The sequence below is a fragment of the Microcella daejeonensis genome (assembly GCF_026625045.1).
Taxonomy (GTDB): domain Bacteria; phylum Actinomycetota; class Actinomycetes; order Actinomycetales; family Microbacteriaceae; genus Microcella; species Microcella daejeonensis.
Genome location: NZ_CP113089.1, coordinates 1,885,414 through 1,901,777 on the forward strand (window position 1 = coordinate 1,885,414; position 16,364 = coordinate 1,901,777).

General features: G+C 70.8%; 15 protein-coding genes. 10 read left to right on the forward strand and 5 right to left on the reverse strand.

What is annotated here, in order from left to right; translation table 11 throughout:
* The first annotated feature begins 18 nt into the window (after positions 1 to 18).
* The 6 genes from OVN18_RS09130 to gatB all read left to right on the forward strand — a co-directional run bounded on the left by OVN18_RS09130 (position 19) and on the right by gatB (position 6,226).
* Positions 19 to 1,572 carry an alpha/beta hydrolase gene (locus OVN18_RS09130; protein ID WP_267780418.1) on the forward strand — a complete coding sequence of 518 codons (1,554 nt, stop codon included), beginning with the start codon at positions 19 to 21 and terminating at the stop codon, positions 1,570 to 1,572.
* A 90-nt stretch (positions 1,573 to 1,662) separates the two neighbouring features.
* Positions 1,663 to 2,103 carry a hypothetical protein gene (locus OVN18_RS09135; protein WP_267780419.1) on the forward strand — a complete coding sequence of 147 codons (441 nt, stop codon included), beginning with the start codon at positions 1,663 to 1,665 and terminating at the stop codon, positions 2,101 to 2,103.
* 90 nt (positions 2,104 to 2,193) lie between these two features.
* Positions 2,194 to 2,493 carry an Asp-tRNA(Asn)/Glu-tRNA(Gln) amidotransferase subunit GatC gene (gene gatC, locus OVN18_RS09140; protein ID WP_267736718.1) on the forward strand — a complete coding sequence of 100 codons (300 nt, stop codon included), beginning with the start codon at positions 2,194 to 2,196 and terminating at the stop codon, positions 2,491 to 2,493.
* Positions 2,490 to 4,007, forward strand: coding sequence for an Asp-tRNA(Asn)/Glu-tRNA(Gln) amidotransferase subunit GatA (gatA, locus tag OVN18_RS09145; protein ID WP_267780420.1), 1,518 nt, complete (start codon positions 2,490 to 2,492; stop codon positions 4,005 to 4,007). The genes gatC and gatA overlap by 4 nt, the downstream gene beginning before the upstream one ends.
* A 38-nt stretch (positions 4,008 to 4,045) precedes the next feature.
* Positions 4,046 to 4,639, forward strand: coding sequence for a DUF6498-containing protein (locus tag OVN18_RS09150; RefSeq protein WP_267780421.1), 594 nt, complete (start codon positions 4,046 to 4,048; stop codon positions 4,637 to 4,639).
* A gap of 72 nt (positions 4,640 to 4,711) precedes the next feature.
* Complete coding sequence (gatB, locus tag OVN18_RS09155) at positions 4,712 to 6,226, forward strand: Asp-tRNA(Asn)/Glu-tRNA(Gln) amidotransferase subunit GatB (protein WP_267780422.1); 1,515 nt, start codon at positions 4,712 to 4,714, stop codon at positions 6,224 to 6,226.
* 422 nt (positions 6,227 to 6,648) lie between these two features.
* On the opposite strand, the gene OVN18_RS09160 is transcribed toward gatB, so the two are convergent.
* Complete coding sequence (locus OVN18_RS09160; RefSeq protein WP_267780423.1) at positions 6,649 to 7,881, reverse strand: hypothetical protein; 1,233 nt, start codon at positions 7,879 to 7,881, stop codon at positions 6,649 to 6,651.
* A 368-nt stretch (positions 7,882 to 8,249) separates the two neighbouring features.
* Here OVN18_RS09160 and OVN18_RS09165 point away from each other — a divergent pair, with 368 nt between their 5' ends.
* Positions 8,250 to 8,729, forward strand: coding sequence for an AAA family ATPase (locus tag OVN18_RS09165; RefSeq protein ID WP_267780425.1), 480 nt, complete (start codon positions 8,250 to 8,252; stop codon positions 8,727 to 8,729).
* A 19-nt stretch (positions 8,730 to 8,748) separates the two neighbouring features.
* Here OVN18_RS09165 and OVN18_RS09170 read toward each other — a convergent pair whose 3' ends face one another.
* Positions 8,749 to 9,396: a DUF2461 family protein gene (locus OVN18_RS09170; protein ID WP_267780427.1), complete on the reverse strand. Its 648-nt coding sequence runs from the start codon at positions 9,394 to 9,396 to the stop codon at positions 8,749 to 8,751.
* Positions 9,397 to 9,445: 49 nt separating this feature from the next.
* On the opposite strand from OVN18_RS09170, the gene OVN18_RS09175 reads away from it, so the two are divergent.
* Positions 9,446 to 10,003: a TetR/AcrR family transcriptional regulator gene (locus OVN18_RS09175; RefSeq protein WP_267780429.1), complete on the forward strand. Its 558-nt coding sequence runs from the start codon at positions 9,446 to 9,448 to the stop codon at positions 10,001 to 10,003.
* Positions 10,004 to 10,028: 25 nt separating this feature from the next.
* Here OVN18_RS09175 and OVN18_RS09180 read toward each other — a convergent pair whose 3' ends face one another.
* From OVN18_RS09180 to OVN18_RS09190, 3 genes are all read right to left on the reverse strand, one after another.
* Complete coding sequence (locus tag OVN18_RS09180) at positions 10,029 to 10,859, reverse strand: alpha/beta hydrolase (RefSeq protein ID WP_267780430.1); 831 nt, start codon at positions 10,857 to 10,859, stop codon at positions 10,029 to 10,031.
* A gap of 127 nt (positions 10,860 to 10,986) precedes the next feature.
* Positions 10,987 to 12,837, reverse strand: a complete 1,851-nt coding sequence (locus OVN18_RS09185; protein ID WP_267780431.1) for an ATP-binding cassette domain-containing protein — start codon at positions 12,835 to 12,837, stop codon at positions 10,987 to 10,989.
* On the reverse strand, positions 12,837 to 14,018 hold the full coding sequence (locus tag OVN18_RS09190) for a sugar ABC transporter substrate-binding protein (RefSeq protein WP_267736728.1): 1,182 nt from the start codon (positions 14,016 to 14,018) through the stop codon (positions 12,837 to 12,839). Before OVN18_RS09190 ends, OVN18_RS09185 begins: the two co-directional genes overlap by 1 nt.
* Before the next feature lie 160 nt (positions 14,019 to 14,178).
* On the opposite strand from OVN18_RS09190, the gene OVN18_RS09195 reads away from it, so the two are divergent.
* Positions 14,179 to 15,189 (forward strand): alpha/beta hydrolase, encoded by a 1,011-nt coding sequence (locus OVN18_RS09195; RefSeq protein WP_267736729.1) that lies wholly within the window; start codon positions 14,179 to 14,181, stop codon positions 15,187 to 15,189.
* A 34-nt stretch (positions 15,190 to 15,223) separates the two neighbouring features.
* A complete protein-coding gene (locus OVN18_RS09200; RefSeq protein WP_267780433.1) occupies positions 15,224 to 16,351 on the forward strand; it encodes a helix-turn-helix domain-containing protein in 1,128 nt (375 codons plus the stop codon).
* Positions 16,352 to 16,364: the final 13 nt, after the last annotated feature.

Below are 16,364 nucleotides of genomic sequence, written 5' to 3' on the forward strand. Positions count from 1 at the left end.
CGCGAAAGGCTCCCCACCGTGCTCGCAGAGGCAACCGCTCTCCTGCTGGCCTCGCTCACCGTGCTGACGGTCGCGGGGCCGTCCGGTGCGCCTCAGGGGATCCGGCCCGCCGTCTCGGCCGTGTCGACCGCCGCACCGGCGCAGGCCCCGAGCGTCACGTCGGCGTCGGCCGGCGCGAACCCGGCCGTCGCCGGGCCGGGAGCGAGCATCCCGACCGCGCACGAACCCCGCGGAACCGCTCTGCTCGACAGCCTCGTCGCCCGGGCGGCGCCCCCCGCGACGGTGAGCGCGACCGTGACCGGGCAGAACGCCGAGCTGAGCGCCGCCGTCGGCGCGGCCGTCGACAAGGCCGCCCTGCGCCAGTCGATGCGCGCCGTGCTCGCCGACCCGCCCGCACCGCGCAGCGTCTCGAACTGGTGGAGCGCCCTCGACGGCGGTGAGCAGCTGCGCGCCGCCCTCGCCGCGCCCGAGCTCGTCGGCAACCTCGACGGCGTTCCCTACGCCGTGCGCGACCAGGCCAACCGCACCGTGCTGCGCGAGACCATCCGCGACCTCGAGCTCGGCCTCGTCGGCGGCACCTCCCGTGCGCTGCAGACCCGCGACGACGGGCAGCTGCAGATGCTCTACTCCATCGCCGACGCGCTCGGCCCGGCCGAGGCGAACCCGCACCGCCAGCTCATCACCCTCGACGTCGAGGGGGCGGGCAAGGCCTCGATCGTGCTCGGCGACCTCATGACCGCCGACTACGTCAGCTACCTCGTGCCCGGCATGTTCATCTCGGTCGGCGGCAACGTCGTCGAATGGGTCGACACGGCCGCACGCATCTACGACGAGCAGGTCTCGTGGCTCGCGCTGCTCGACGACTCGTCGGCTCCGGCCCCGCGCGACGACGCGATCGCCGCGAGCGCCGTGGGCACCACACCGGCCGCCCTCGCCGCCGCCATGCGCGCCGCGGACAGGCTCGCGCCCGAGGAGGCGGTCGAGGACGAGCGGCCGACCGTCGCCACCGTCGCCTGGATCGGCTACCAGACCCCCCACCTGCTCAACGTCGGCAGCCTCGACCTGGCCTACGAGGGCCGCGACGCGATCGCCTCGACCCTCCTCGGCCTCGACGCGCTGCGCGGCGCGGACCAGCCGCACGTCTCGCTGCTCGCCCACTCCTACGGCACGACCGCCTCGATGCTCGCGCTGAGCGAGACGCCCGCCCGCGTCGACGCGCTCGCCATGATCGGCTCCCCGGGCTCGCCCGCCGCGACGGTCGACGACCTCAAGGTCACCGGCGCCGTCTTCGTCGGCGAGGCCGCGTGGGATCCGATCAGCAACAGCAGCTTCTTCGGCGCCGACCCCGGCGAGAGCACGTTCGGCGCGCGGGTCATGAGCGTCGCCGGCAGCGTCGACCTCATCACCGAGAAGGTGCTCGCCGGCTCGACCGGGCACAACGAGTACTTCAGCCCCGGCACCGAGTCGATGCGCAACCTCGCGCTCATCGGCATCGGCCAGGCCGAGCTCGTCACCGACGGCACCGAGCGCGATGCGCTCCGAACCCTCGCACTGGCCCGCCCCGGAGCCTGAGCGTCCGCCCGAAGAGGGGGTCTGCGGCGGGGCGGAGCCCGAGCCGGCCGGTGGTACCGTGCATCAGCATCCCGCGCGAAATGGACGGTCATGACCACCCGCAGCTCGCTTCGAATGCTCACGATCGCAGCGGTGCTCGTGGGCGTGAGCGGATGCGCCCTGCAGAGCCCCTCGCCGGTCACCGACGCCGAGGCGCGCGACCGATTCCTGGCGGTCATCGACGAGACGCAGCAGCTCGTGGGCGGCGTCTGGCAGGTGGATGACGACCCCACTCCGCGCGGCTGCACCCTGCCCGTCTGGGTGGCGGGGGAGCGGTACCCGGCGCTGCGGGTGAGCGAGGATCCGCGGGGCGAGGGCCACGCCGACCGCGTGCAGCAGGCGTGGGAGGGCAACGGCCTCGAGGTCGAGCGCTCGCTCGTCGGCGACGTCGTCGAGCTCAAGGCCGAGAGCGAGTTCGGCGAGGTCTACCTGTTCCGCGTGAGCGAGCAGGCGATGACCCTGCAGGGCGAGAGCGAGTGCCGCCCGGCGTAGGGAGCCCGCCCGCCGCCCGCGCGAGCCCGCATCCCGCCGCTCAGTAGACTGGCGGTATCCCACCCGTTCGATCCATGCCGAGGGAGCTCCATGTCGGAAATCACGCCCGAGACCGTCGCCCATCTGGCGATGCTCGCGCGCATCGCCCTGACCGATGACGAGATCCAGAAGCTCACCGGTGAGCTCGGGGCGATCGTCGACTCGGTCGAGAAGGTGCAGCAGGTCGCGACGCCCGACGTGGTCGCGACGAGCCACCCGATCCCCTTGAGCGGCGGGATGCGCGTGGACGAGCCGGGCGTGACGCTCACCCCCGAGCAGGCCCTCGCCGGCGCGCCCGACCACGACGGCAGCCGCTTCCGCGTCACCGCGATCCTGGGGGAGGAGCAGTGAGCGGCACGCAGAACGACCTGACCCGCACGAGCGCCGCCGACCTCGCCGCCGCCCTGCAGTCGGGCGAGGTCTCGAGCGTGGAGGTCACGAAGGCGCACCTCGACCGCATCGCCGCCGTCGACGGCGACGTGCACGCTTTCCTCCACGTGTCGCAGAACGCCCTCGAGACGGCCGCGCAGGTCGACGCCGACCGTGCCGCCGGGCAGATCCTGCCCGATCTCGCCGGCGTGCCGATCGCCATCAAGGACGTCCTCTGCACGCTCGACATGCCGTCGACCTCGGGCTCGAAGATCCTGGAGGGCTGGGTGCCGCCGTACGACGCGACCGTCGTCGCCCGCCTGCGGGCCGCCCGCCTGGTGCCGCTCGGCAAGACGAACATGGACGAGTTCGCGATGGGCTCCTCCACCGAGTTCTCCGCGTACGGCCCGACGCGCAACCCCTGGGATCTCGACCGCATCCCCGGCGGCTCGGGCGGCGGCTCGGCCGCGGCCGTCGCCGCCTTCGAGGCGCCCATCGCCCTCGGCTCCGACACCGGCGGCTCCATCCGCCAGCCCGGCGCCGTCACCGGCACGGTCGGCGTGAAGCCCACCTACGGCGGCGTCAGCCGCTACGGCGCGATCGCCCTCGCGAGCTCGCTCGACCAGGTCGGCCCCGTGTCGCGCTCCGTGCTGGATGCCGCGCTCGTGCACGACGTCATCGGCGGGCACGACCCCCGCGACGCCACGAGCATCCCCGATGCCTGGCCCTCGATGGCCGAGGCCGCGCGGCGCGGCATGACGAGCGACGCGCTGAAGGGCATCCGCGTCGGCGTCGTCAAAGAGCTGGAGGGCGAGGGCTTCCAGGCCGGCGTCAAGCAGCGGTACCACGAGACCCTCGACCTGCTGGCCGCGGCCGGCGCCGAGATCGTCGAGGTGAGCGCCCCGCACTTCGAGTACGCGGTCGCCGCCTACTACCTGATCCTCCCGGCGGAGGCCTCGAGCAACCTCGCGAAGTTCGACTCGGTGCGCTTCGGCATGCGCGCCGGCGTCACCGGAACCGTCGAGGACGTCATGGCCGCCACCCGCGAGGCCGGCTTCGGCCCCGAGGTGAAGCGCCGCATCATCCTCGGCACCTACGCCCTCAGCGCCGGCTACTACGACGCCTACTACGGCAGCGCGCAGAAGGTGCGCACGCTCATCCAGCAGGACTTCGCTGCCGCCTTCGAGAAGGCCGACATCCTCGTCTCGCCGAGCGCGCCGACGACGGCGTTCCGCTTCGGCGAGAAGCTGGAGGACCCGCTGGCGATGTACCTCAACGACGTGACGACCATCCCGGCGAACCTGGCCGGCGTGCCCGGCATGGGCCTGCCGATGGGCCTCGCACCGGAAGACGGCCTGCCGACGGGCCTGCAGCTCATGGCCCCCGCCCGCCACGACGCGCGCCTCTACGAGGCCGGCGCCGCGATCGAGCAGCTGCTCGAGGCGCACTGGGGCCGCACGCTGTGGAGCCAGGCTCCCGAGCTCGCGACGCGCTGACGGCTCGATTCCACGGGTGACGGCGGGGCGGTGACGGGATGCTCAGCCGCCTGATCGCCGTCGCCGCCTACACGATCCTGCCGCTCGTGGGCGTGCTCGCGCTCGGCTGGGACTGGCGCGAGATCGTGCTGCTGTACTGGTTGGAGAACGTGGCGCTCGGCGTCGCCATGGTCATCCGCATCCTGCGGCTCATCCCGCGCGAGGGCACGGGCGCGCTCGGCACGGCCGGCTTCTTCAGCGCGCACTACGGCCTGTTCACCGTCGTGCACGGAGTGTTCGTCGGCCTGCTGGTCAGCGGGCTGTTCCAGTTCGGCGTACCCGAGGTCGGCAGTCCGCTCGCGCCCGAGCAGCCCGCGGCCGGGCCGATCGCATGGGGGAGCATCCTCATCGTCTTCGCGATCGGCGGCGCGGTGCAGATCATCGCCGCGATCGTGCAGCCGGTCTCGCCGCTGACGCCGCAGCAGCTCATGTTCACCGCCTACCCGCGCATCGTCGTGCTGCACGTCGCGGTGCTCGGGGCCGCATTCCTCATCGCCGAATTCGACCTTCCGGCGGCGGCCGCGATCATCCTCATCGTGCTGCACGGCATCGTCGACGGGGTGGCGGCGCTCATCGCGCACCGCCGCGGGTAGCGGGCGCCGGTCGCGCCGGCGGCGACGCCCGGCACCGTCGAGCAGCCCCCGCCGCGCCCGTAGGATTGAGGCATGGCGCGCGCTGAACTCATGGACTTCGACCAGGCTCTCGAGATGTTCGAGCCGGTGCTCGGCTTCGAGGTGCACGTCGAGTTGTCGACGAAGACGAAGATGTTCTCGGATGCTCCGAACCCGGCCTTCGGCGGCAACGAGATCACCGAGCCGAACACGGCGATCACGCCGGTCTGCCTCGGTCTGCCGGGCTCGCTGCCCGTCGTCAACGAGACGGCCGTGCGCTACTCGATCTCGCTGGGCCTCGCGCTCGGCTGCCAGATCGCGCCCTCGTCGCGCTTCGCCCGCAAAAACTACTTCTACCCGGATCTGGCGAAGAACTACCAGATCAGCCAGTACGACGAGCCGATCGCCTTCGAGGGCACGCTCGACATCGAGCTGGAGGACGGCTCGATCGTCACCGTGCCGATCGAGCGCGCGCACATGGAGGAGGACGCCGGCAAGCTGACCCACGTGGGCGGCTCGACCGGCCGCATCCAGGGCGCCGAGTACTCGCTCGTCGACTACAACCGCGCCGGTGTGCCGCTCGTCGAGATCGTGACGAAGCCGATCTACGGCGCCGAGCACCGCGCCCCCGAGATCGCGAAGGCCTACGTCTCGACGATCCGCGACATCGTGCGCGCCCTCGGCATCTCGGAGGCCCGCATGGAGCGCGGCAACCTGCGCTGCGACGCGAACGTCTCGCTGCGCCCGCGCGGCCAGAAGGAGCTGGGCACGCGCACCGAGACGAAGAACGTCAACTCGCTGCGCAGCGTCGAGCGCGCCGTGCGGTACGAGATCCAGCGCCAGGCGGCCATCCTCGCCAAGGGCGGCACCATCAGGCAGGAGACCCGGCACTGGCACGAGGACACCGGCGCGACCTCGCCCGGCCGTCCGAAGAGCGACGCCGACGACTACCGCTACTTCCCCGAGCCCGACCTGCTGCCCGTCACGCCGACCCCGCAGCTGATCGCCGAGCTCACCGCCGCCCTGCCCGAGGCCCCGGCCGCGCGCCGCCGCCGCCTCAAGCAGGAGTGGGGCTTCAGCGACCTCGAGTTCCGCGACGTCGTCAACTCAGGGCTCTTGGTCGAGGTCGACGAGACGGTCGCCGCCGGCGCCGCCCCCCAGCAGGCTCGCAAGTGGTGGACGGGCGAGATCGCCCGCATCGCCAACGCGCAGAACGCCGAGCCCGCCGCCCTCATCACCCCCGCCGACGTGGCCGCGATCGTCGGCCTGGTCGACTCCGGCGCGCTCACCGACCGCCTGGCCCGCCAGGTCGTCGAGGGCGTCATCGCCGGCGAGGGCACGCCGCAGCAGGTGGTGGATGCCCGGGGCCTCGCCGTCGTCAGCGACGACGGCGCCCTCATCGAGGCCATCGACACTGCGCTCGCCCAGCAGCCCGACGTGCTCGAGAAGATCCGCGACGGCAAGGTGCAGGCCGCCGGCGCGGTCATCGGCGCGGTCATGAAGGCTATGGGCGGCAAGGCCGACGCGGCCCGCGTGCGCGAGCTGGTGCTGGAGCGCGCGCAGGCGTAGTGGTTTCGTACACCGATTCGTTCGCGGTCCTCGCGGCGGTCCTACTCTTCGCAGGGTCACTGTTGCAGACCTTCGCATCCCTCCGATCGATGAGCAAAGCAGATGTGGATCTGTTCCTTGCGCACTCCTCACTTGAGAGAGAGCAAGCGGAGCTCCGACGGTCCGAGGTGTATCGGTCGCGTTGGTTGAAGAGAAATCGGCTCGCGCGAAAGGCTCGCAAAGAGGTGAAGGCTTCCCTCACCGATGAGGATCGCGAACGCCTCAGGATCATCAATGTGGGTCTTTGGGGCTGGACGCTGATCGTCGTGGGTTCTGGCTCGGCGGTAATTGGCGTCATTTGGTCGCTTTGGACCTGACGTTAGAGGTGTACGTTCGAACCAGCAGGGCCAGCCGCTGATTTTGAGATCCTTCGGGCCAAGACGTTAGTCATTGTCCTGCGAAGAAAGCGCGGCCGACGGCAGTGAACTGTCGATGCCCGGCTCGGTCTCGACGACCTGCGACGGTCGCAGCTTCGGGGGAGTGGCGGACCACGCCTTGAGCGACTGCCCGATCTCCGAGTACGCGCAGTCGATCGCGGTCAGCATCGAGTCGATGAAGGTGCCACGACCGGAGCCGCGCTTGGCGCCGAGCGGCACCGACCGGGTGACGACGAACGTCTTGATGTCGCGGCCGGACGGGGGCACGAGCACAGCCGAGTCCTCGCGAACGCGACCGAGAAGTTCGGCAGGGCCGGTGCTCGAGCGCACGGGGACGGCCTCGACGCGAACGCCGTCGGGCGCCTCCTTCAGCTGACGCACGAGCCAGTTGATGCGCGTCGTCGGGCGACCCTCCTTCGGAGCATCCACGGTGAAGGACGCGGTGATCGTGTTGGCGCGCAGGTCGGCGATGACCTCGAGATCGGAGACGACACCGGGGATGCGGAGCCCGCCGCGCAGATGACCGTCCTTGACCAGTTCGGAGACCAGGCGGGCGCTTCGCGCGGCGGGATCCGCCGCCTCCGCACGGTTCAGGGCGGGCAGCACCTCCGAACCCAGCTGCCGACCGAGTCGCAGGCCCGCGAAGCGCAGCAGCGCGTCGAACCGGCTCGCCACCTCCGCGACGCCCTTGTCGGATGCGCGGAGCGTCCCGGCCGACAGCGCGTCGCGGACAGGAACCCAGCTGGCCCCCATGTCCTCGAACGACATGGCGCCGGACTTTGGGTGCTCCAGGTACCGGATCAGCTCGCCGAGGATCCAGGCCTGGTCGGGATCGGCGACCCCGCGGTGCTCCTTCTGCACGACGGCGGTGGTGAGGATCTCGGACCACGAGAAGTGGTGCAGCGCGACCTTCTTGAGCTTGCGCTTGTCCACCGCGGTGGGGTGCGCGCCGATCATCCCTGGGATCTCGTTCGAGATCGTGATGAGCGCATTGAAGCCGTGCTCGCGGGCGACGTCGAGATAGTCCTCGAGCTGGGATGCCTCGAGGGCGTTCGTGCCGGTCTTCACCTCGACGAGCGCCGTCCACGAGCGACTGCCGCGTGTGGCCCGGATGAGTCCGTCAGGGAAGACCCTCCGCTCCCCGATCATGAACGGCACCTCGATGAAGGTCTCGAGGGCGGCGGCTGGCGCGCCGAACGGCTGAGTGAGCGCCTTGCCGAACTCTCGCACGGAAGCCATGACGGCGAGGAGAGCTGACGTCGCACGCCGTTCCTGCTCTTCCGCTCCGTTGATGCCCGACGTGGGAATGAGGCGGGCTGCATTCCAGACGGGCTCTGGGGACGTCTTCGTAACCATGGAACCTCCAGCGAGTCGGTCTCACGTTACTTCGCCGATTCGCAATCTCGGAGGAAGTCGCCCACGGGCGCGTCGCGCGCTCGTTATGTGCCTTCGGGGGTCCGGAGCCTTGAGCGCACATAGCCAGCGGAGAAAGTCCCATCCCCGGGGTCGACGCGAGACACCCCGCCGGGGTTGCGGAAGCTTCCGCTTACAGAGCCGCACAAGAAACCCCGGCCCTCCGCGTCCGCGCCCTGCGGCATCATGACCCCATGACCGCGATCCTCCTCACCGGCATGTCGGGCATGGGCAAGTCGACCGCCCTCGCCGCGCTCGCCGACCGCGGGCACGACTGCGTCGACACCGACGAGGGCGACTGGATCGAGCAGGTCGACGGCGAGCCGCTGTGGCGCATCGAGGCGGTTGATGCCCTGCTCGGGCATCCCCGCACCGGCACCCTCTTCGTGCAGGGCGCCGTCGCAAACCAGGGCGAGCTCTACGACCGCTTCGCCGCCGTCGTGCTGCTCGCCGCCCCGACGAGCGTCATCCTGCACCGCCTCGCGACGCGCACCACCAACGACTTCGGCAAGACCGCCGAGGAGCGTGCCCGCATCCTCGACGACCTCGAGCACGTCGAACCGCTGCTGCGGCGAGGCGCCACTCACGTCATCGACACCGACCGGCCGCTGGCCGACGTGGTCGCCGAGCTCGAGCGCATCGCCCGCGCGGCGGCGGCCGCCGCGAGCGCCTGACCCGAGCCGACGAGAGCCCTCAACGCCGGGGGCGCTCCAGCGCGCTCGGCCCCACGTGCTCGGCGAGCCAGCGGCAGACCTCGGCGCCGGCATCCCACGTCGACCGGATCGCCGCCGCCGCATCCGGCGCGTCCGCCGCATGCCGGCCGTAGACCTCGACGCCCTTCCAGCGCAGCCAGACGATGCGGGGATGCTCGGGGTCGACCCCGCGTGGCGCCCGCACCAGCGGCTCGGGGTAGCCGCTCTTCAGTGTGCCGCCCGCGGCCGTCGCGCGCTCCACGGCAGACGCGAATGCCGAGCCCGGAGTATCGAGCAGCGCAGCCCGCCACCGCGGCAGCTGATCCGGCGCGAGAAACGGCATGCCGCTGGAGGCCAGCAGGCCGCGCGCATCGAGCTGCAGGTAGCGGCCGGTGCCGTCCGGCTCGACGCGCAGCGCACCGATGAACGTCTTCAGCGGGCCGCGATCCGACCCGAAGCGGGTGTCGTTGTGCGGCCGGTAGACCTTCCACGCGGAAGCATCCCGATCCACCTCGGCGAGCAGCGCGGCGAAAGGGCCGGAGACATCCGACCGGTACGCCGACCTCTCGCGCTGCCAGAACTCGCGGGTGTTGTCGGCAGCCACCCGCTCGAACCACGCCACCGCCGGCGCTAGATTGTGACTCGACATGTGCCAGAGTGTAACTCTGACGCAGAGTGAGTCACAAGAGGGGGATGCGATGGATCCGCGAGCAGAGCGCACGCGCGCGACCGTGCTCCAGGCGGCCGGCGGTCTGCTCATCGACGAAGGCCTCACCGCCGTCACGCACTCCCGCGTCGCCGAGGTGAGCGGCATCGCCCGCCGCACCCTCTATCGCCACTGGCCGACGAGCGCCCAGCTGCTGCACGACGTCATGGCGACCGCGAGCTACCCGACCTACGCGCTGACCGGCGACCTCGCCACCGACGTCGAGCAGCACCTGCGGCAGCTGCGCGAGGCGCTCGACAACGGCCCGCTCGCCTACATCCTGCTCGCGCTCGGCGAACGCGCCGCGAGCGACCCGGCCATGCACGAGCTGCGAGCGGCGCTCGTCGCCGAGGGCTGCCGACCGCTGCGCCAGCTGCTGCGCGCGCACGGCATACGCGAGGCGCAGCTCGACGACGCCGTCGACGAGCTCGAAGGTCCGCTGCTCTCGAGCGCGCTGCTGCACGGGCGGCCCGTGGGGGGGAGCGTGCTCCAGCGGATGGTCACGCGTGCCGTGGAGCTCGCAGAACCGGGTGCGGCGCGTACGCCCTGACCGAAGGCGCTGCGAGGCACTCGGATCACCCTCGCTGTGACCCGGGCTCGGGCGCGAGATGCTCCGCGACGTACTCAGCGGCATCGCGAAGGATCCGCTCACGGACGGGCGCTCCGGTGAATCCGAGCGTGCCATGCAGCGTGCCGGCATAGTGACGCAGGTCGACCGCGACGTCGTCGTCGATCATGCGGCGCGCGAGCGCGAGCCCCTCATCACGGAGCGGATCGAGATCGCGGGTCGAGACGAACGTCGGAGGAAAGCCGATGAAGTCGGTGAGCCGTGCGGGCGCGGCCTCTGGCGGCGGCGCGGCACGATGCCCACCGAGGTAGATGCTCCAACTCCACTCCGCGAGCGATCGGTTCCAGACGGGTGTCGCCGTGAAGCGTCGACTCGAGTGGAGGTCGAGCCGATCGTCGGCCACGGGCTCCTGCAGCACGAGGATGGCCGGCACCCGATCACCAGTCGACCGCAGCCGGTCGCACACGCCGATCGCCAGAGCGGCGCCAGCGCTCTCCCCGTACAGTCCGAGTCGATGTCGGTCAATGCCGAGCGACTCCGCCAGGTCGATCGCCTGGTACCACGCCGCGGTGCAGTCGTCCAGACCGGCAGGGTAGGGGTGTTCCGGCGCCAGCCGATAGTCCACGGCAAGGACGGCGCATCCTGTCGCCGATGCCAGCTCGCGGCACACATCGTCGTAGAGCTCCGCGGACCCCATGAAGAAGCCGCCCCCGTGGATGTGGACGATCGCGCCACCGTGATCGGCCCCGGGCGGCCGGTGGAGGCGTATGCCCCCCGCGGTCGAAGAGGTGCCGCTCAGAGGGATCACCTGCGTCGTGCCCTGGAGGGCGGAACTCATGGCGCGCGCCATGAGCCCGCGGGCCTCATGCGCGTCCCCGGGTCGATAGTCCGGCACCTCCCGCAGACGAGGGACCAAGTCGGGGTGAAGCCCCCTCAGCTGGGTGGCGGCGTCACCGCCGACGCCGTCAGGCCTCGGCATTGCGGGCCTTCGCGGTCGACTCTAGCTCGAGCCCGGCCATCAGGTGGATGAGATCGCGCGACGTCACCTGGTCGGCGTCGTCGTCGAACGACACTCTGCCCAGATTCAGCACGATGACCCTGTCCGCGATGAGCCCGACGGACTCGACATCGTGGGTGATCATGAGCACGGCCGCCCCCCGATCCGCGAGGGTTCGCGCGAGTCGCAGCACGAGCGCTTTCTGGCGGACCCCGAGCGCCGCGGTCGGCTCATCGAGGATGACCACCTTGACGTCGGCGACATCGGAGCGCGCGATCGCCACGCACTGCCGCTGACCGCCCGACAGCGAGGCGACGGGCGCGAGGTAGTCGTCGAGGACGATGCCGAGCGATTCGAGGCGTGCGCGCGCCTGCTCGATCGCGGCCTGACGGTCGAAGACCGCCAAGCTTCCGAACCCGAACCTGCGCGGCTCGCGACCGAGCGTGAGGTTGTACGCGGCGCCCAGATTCGGGGCGACCGCGAGGTCCTGATAAACCGTCTCGACGCCGAGCTCGCGCAGCTCGAGGGAGTCGAGAGTCTCGATCGATCCATGCCCGTCGAGCTCGATGCGGCCGCCGTCAGGGCGGACCAGGCCGGAGAGCATCTTGATCACCGTGCTCTTGCCGGCGCCGTTATCGCCCAGGAGGCAGGTGACCTGCCCCGCTCGCAACGCCAGCGAGACATCGGACACCGCGGTGACCGCGCCGTACGACTTGCGCAGCTCCGTCGCACGCAGCGCGACGGCACCTGGGTCGACGTGCGCGTGCAGCGCCGACGGCTCGACGAGGCCGTCCTCACGGGAGCCGTCGACGCGAGCCCGGCCAGCGCGCCGCGACCGGCTACGCCGATACTCGTTGAGCTGGTCGACCCCGAGAGCGAGGAGCAGGACGCTGCCGCCGATCACCGTCTGCCAGTAATCCGAGATGCCCACGAAGATGAGACCCGCGTTGAGGATGCCGATCGTGATGACGCCGAAGAACACTCCGAGCGGGCGGCCCGTGCCCCCGGCGAAGCCGACACCGCCGAGGATGACCGCCGTGATGACGGCGATCTCGAGGCCGACGCCGAGATTCGGGCTGGCGCTCCCGAGCCGACCGAACGTGAGCAGGGCGACGAGTCCGACGGAGCCGCCCATGTAGACGTAGAGCCAGGTGAGGTGCCGGGGCACGTCGATACCGAGCGCGCTCGCGGCACGGGCATCCCCGCCGATCGCGTAGCTGCGCACGCCGCTGACCGTCTTCGTGAGCGCGAGCGCACCCGCGACGAAGACGATGAGAGCCACGATCACGACCACGGGAACACCAGCGATGCGCAGCCGGCCGACGAGTTCGATCTCTTGCGGGAGCTCGAAGATCGGCCGGGACTGCGTGATGACGAAGGCGAGACCGGAGTACACGCCGAGGAGTGCGAGGGTGACGATGATGGGCGAGATCTTCAGCACTCGCACGAGCACGCCGTTGAGGAGGCCGAGCAGGAGACCGAAGGCGAGAGTGGCGACGGCGCCGATCACGAAGTCGTCGGTCGCTCTCATGACCCACGCGCCGGAGACGGCCACGAGCGCCATCATGCCGCCGATCGACAGGTCGATCTGCCCGGCGATGAGGAGGCGCGCCATGGCGATGGCCGCGACCAGAGTGCCCGACACGTTGACGAGGGTCGTCGAGATGTTGCCGGCGCCGATGAAATTGGGGTTCGCGATTGCGAACAGGGCGACGAGAGCTGCGGCAAGCAGGATGAGGCCTGCTCGGCCGGTGGCGCCCCCGATGTGGTTTCGGGGGCGCCACCGGCGCAGTAGCGGGAGCGCAGAGGTGGGGGACATCACTGGGGGTTGTCCTCGTTCCAGTACTCGGTGCGCGTCTCGTAGCTGATCGAGCCCAGCGGCTGGAGGTACGTGCTGAGACGCTCCTCGAAGGCCGTCGCCGGGTCCTCCACGTCGGCGTTGTACTGCTCGATCGCCTCCGCGCTGTCGAGTTGCACCGCCTCGATGATCGTGAGCGAGGGGATCGACCTGCCCTCGAGCCAGTCCGCGCCCCAGCGGCCGGCCGCGTAGCCGACGATCGAGAAGTTGAAGGCGTAGGTGGCCTTGTACGGTCCGCCCTCAGCGATGAGCTCGAGCGCCTCCGGTTCGCCGTCCGAGCCGAAGAAGGCCATCTCGTTCGGGTCCATGCCGCTCGCCTCGACAGCCGACAGTGCGCTCAGCACGACCGGGTCCGGGCCGATCACGACGTCGATGTCGGGGTTGGCCTGCAGGATCGTGCTCATCGAGGTGAAGCCCGAGTCGGGGTCGGCGGTGTCCCACAAAACATCGGAGACGACCGTCACGCCCGGCTGACCGGCGAGAGCGTCACGGATGGCGTCGAAGCGGGGCTTGATGTTCGGCAGCGCGTCGAGGTTGAAGATGACGACGTTCGCCTCCCCGCCGAGCTCCCCGTCGATGTACTCGGTCACGGCCGCGCCGATGCGCTCGCCGATCTGCTCCTGGTTGGCCACCATCGGCATCGTCGACGGACCGCTCGAGAGCGTGAAGACGGCGGCACCGGCGTCCATCAGCTCGCGCACGACCGGGCGCTGGGCGGCGACGTCGACGTCCCAGACGAACGTGGCGCCGACATCCTGATTGAGCAGGGAGCTCAGCTGGTCGACGTTGCGGGCAGGATCGCCGTCGGCGACCGTCTCGGTGAAATCGAGCCCGAGCTCGTCGGCAGCGATACCCATCGACCGCGAGGTCGCGGCGAACACCTCGACGTTCACGACGTTCATGGCGGCCGCGAGCCCGCCACTGCGCGGGGGAAGCTCGCCGACATCGTCCGACGGGGTGTACGGCTCGCTCGGCCGCGTGTCGACGCCCTCACCGACGCCTGCCGCTGCGCCGGGCTCGTCGGCAGGGCCGCCGTCGATGCTGCACCCTGTCATGACGATGGCCGCCGCGAGGACGACGACCGCCGCCTCGCGGCCCCGACGGAGTCTCCGTGCTGCTGTTCTCGTGTCAACGCGCCTCATTGCGCACCTCCTGGAGTCGTGTCCGGTGTCGAATGCGCCGGTACCTGCTCAGGATGACTCCTCCGCCCTCGTGGTGCATCCGCCACATGTCGCCCATCCGGCCGCCATCACCCGACGAGCGCACTACCCGTATGCCGGTGCGGTCATCCATCCTTGATCCATGGACGATGACGACCACCGCGAGACCGAGCCTGCCGAGCGCCATCGGCAATGGCGGCAGTACGCCCTCGACGAGGAGATCGGTGCGGGTGCCGTACTGCTGGCCGACGCGAGCCTCGACGACGTGCCGCGCTTCCGCGAGGTCTGGCGGCGCATCTCCCAGGCAGGCTCGACGGAGACGCCGCCCGATGTGCGGCACGACGTGCTCGACGTACCCTCTGATGACGGACCGGTCGTCGTGCACCGGTACGCACCGGTCGCGCCGCAGTCCGACGCCGCCGCGGTGCTCCTGATCCACTCGGGCGCCTTCGTCGGCGGGTCCGTCGAATCGGTTCACGGGCAGGCGTGCGACATGGTCCGAGCGCTCGGAGTCCTCGTCGTGGCGGTCGAGTACCGCCTCGCGCCCGAGCATCCCTTCCCGGCGGGACTCGACGACTGCTACCGAGTGCTCTGCTGGATGAGCGAGCAGGCGGATGCACTCGGCATCGATCCCCTCCGCGTCGCCGTGCACGGCACGAGCGCGGGGGGCGGGCTCGCGATGGCGCTCGCGCTGCGAAGCCTCGACGAGGGCGGACCGAGCATCCGGTTCCTCTTCCTCGTCTCACCGGAGGTCGACGACCGCCTCGACTCGGAGAGCATGCGCCGGTTCACCGACACGCCGGGTTTCACCCGTCGCGATGCGGAGATCAGCTGGCGCCTCTACCTGGGCGGTATCGCGCCGGGGTCGCCCGAGGTGAGCGCGTACGCGGCTCCCGCGCGCGCCGAGACGTACCGCGGGCTCCCGCCCACCTACCTCGCTCTCATGGAATTCGACCCCCTTCGCGACGAGGGGATGGAACTCGGCCGACGACTCCTGCACGATGAGGTGCCCCTGGAGCTGCACATCTTCCCCGGCACGTTCCACGGCTCCTCCGCCTTGCAGTACGCCGAGGTCTCCCGACGCGAGGCCGATGAGGAGATCGCGGTCATGCGCCGGCGGCTGCTCGATGGTGCAGGGGGGCGCGCATCATGATCGCCCCTCGCGCGCGGGCCGACGGAGCGCGGCGGTGAAGGCTCTTCTGCTCAAGCTGTCGGCGATCGACTCCGAGACGGAGGCAGCGCTGCGAGTGATCGCCTACTTCGATGCCCTCGCGATCCGGTCTGCCACGGCTGAAATGGTCGTGCGCGGCGCGGCGGCGATCGCGGAGGCGACCGCCGGGCTGCAGTTCGCGGACGGATCGGTCGTGCGATTCGATGTGCGAGGCGCTCCTGTGCCGGGTCGTCCGGCCGGATCGCCCGCGCTGGAGGAGGTCGCCGGCGGCGTGCGCGTCTGGATCGAGCGCGAGGGGCCCCAGCGCCCGTTCGATCGGCTCGTGCTCGAGCGCTTCGCTCTCGTCGCGAAGGGCGCCGCTCCGGAGCGGTCGCCCCGCAAGCGGACGGCGCTCGCCGATCCTGCGGTGGTCGAACTGGTGCTCTCGGCTCGTGAGCCTATGGCGGAGCGCCGCGTCGCGTTGCGTCGACTGGGCTTCTCGCCCGACCATCCGGTCATCATGATCGCGGTAGCGAGCGATGAGTCGGTGCCGTTCGACCACGGACGGATCGAGCAGCTCGTGCACGCCGCGGCGGCCCGCTCGACCGCGACCGGTGCGCGCTGGGGTTCTCTCGGTGCGATCGTGGTGCAGCCCAGCCCGGGGGCCGATGCCGCCGTCGAGCTCGCTGCTCTGCGGTCGGTGATCGCACGGTCGGGCGAGGAGCGGTCGACGTCGTTCCGCTGCGGGATGAGCGCGCCCGTCGACGCTCTCGACGCTGCGGAGGGGTGGACCTCCGCACGGGATGCCCTGCGATTCGCACGCCGGCGCTCGGGGGGAGCTTCCATCGTGAGCGCCGCTGAGCTGGGTGCCGTCGCTGCCCTCGCCTCGGTGAGCGCGGATGTCTGGGCGCGGGACTGGCGCGTGAGCGCCCTCCGAGAGCTCAGTGGCAGCGAGAGCGGTCTCATCGATCTGGAGGTGCTCGAGGCGTACCTCTCTCACGGATCCCTGAGGATGGCTGGGCAGGCGCTGCACATGCACCACAGCAGCGTGGCGTCACGGCTGGCGCGGCTGGAGGAGCGGCTCAATCTGAACTTCACCGTGCAGGTGGACCTGTTCCAAGCCCGTCTCTGCATGTACGCGGCGGCGCTCCTCGATACCGAGTAGCAGACCGACCGCG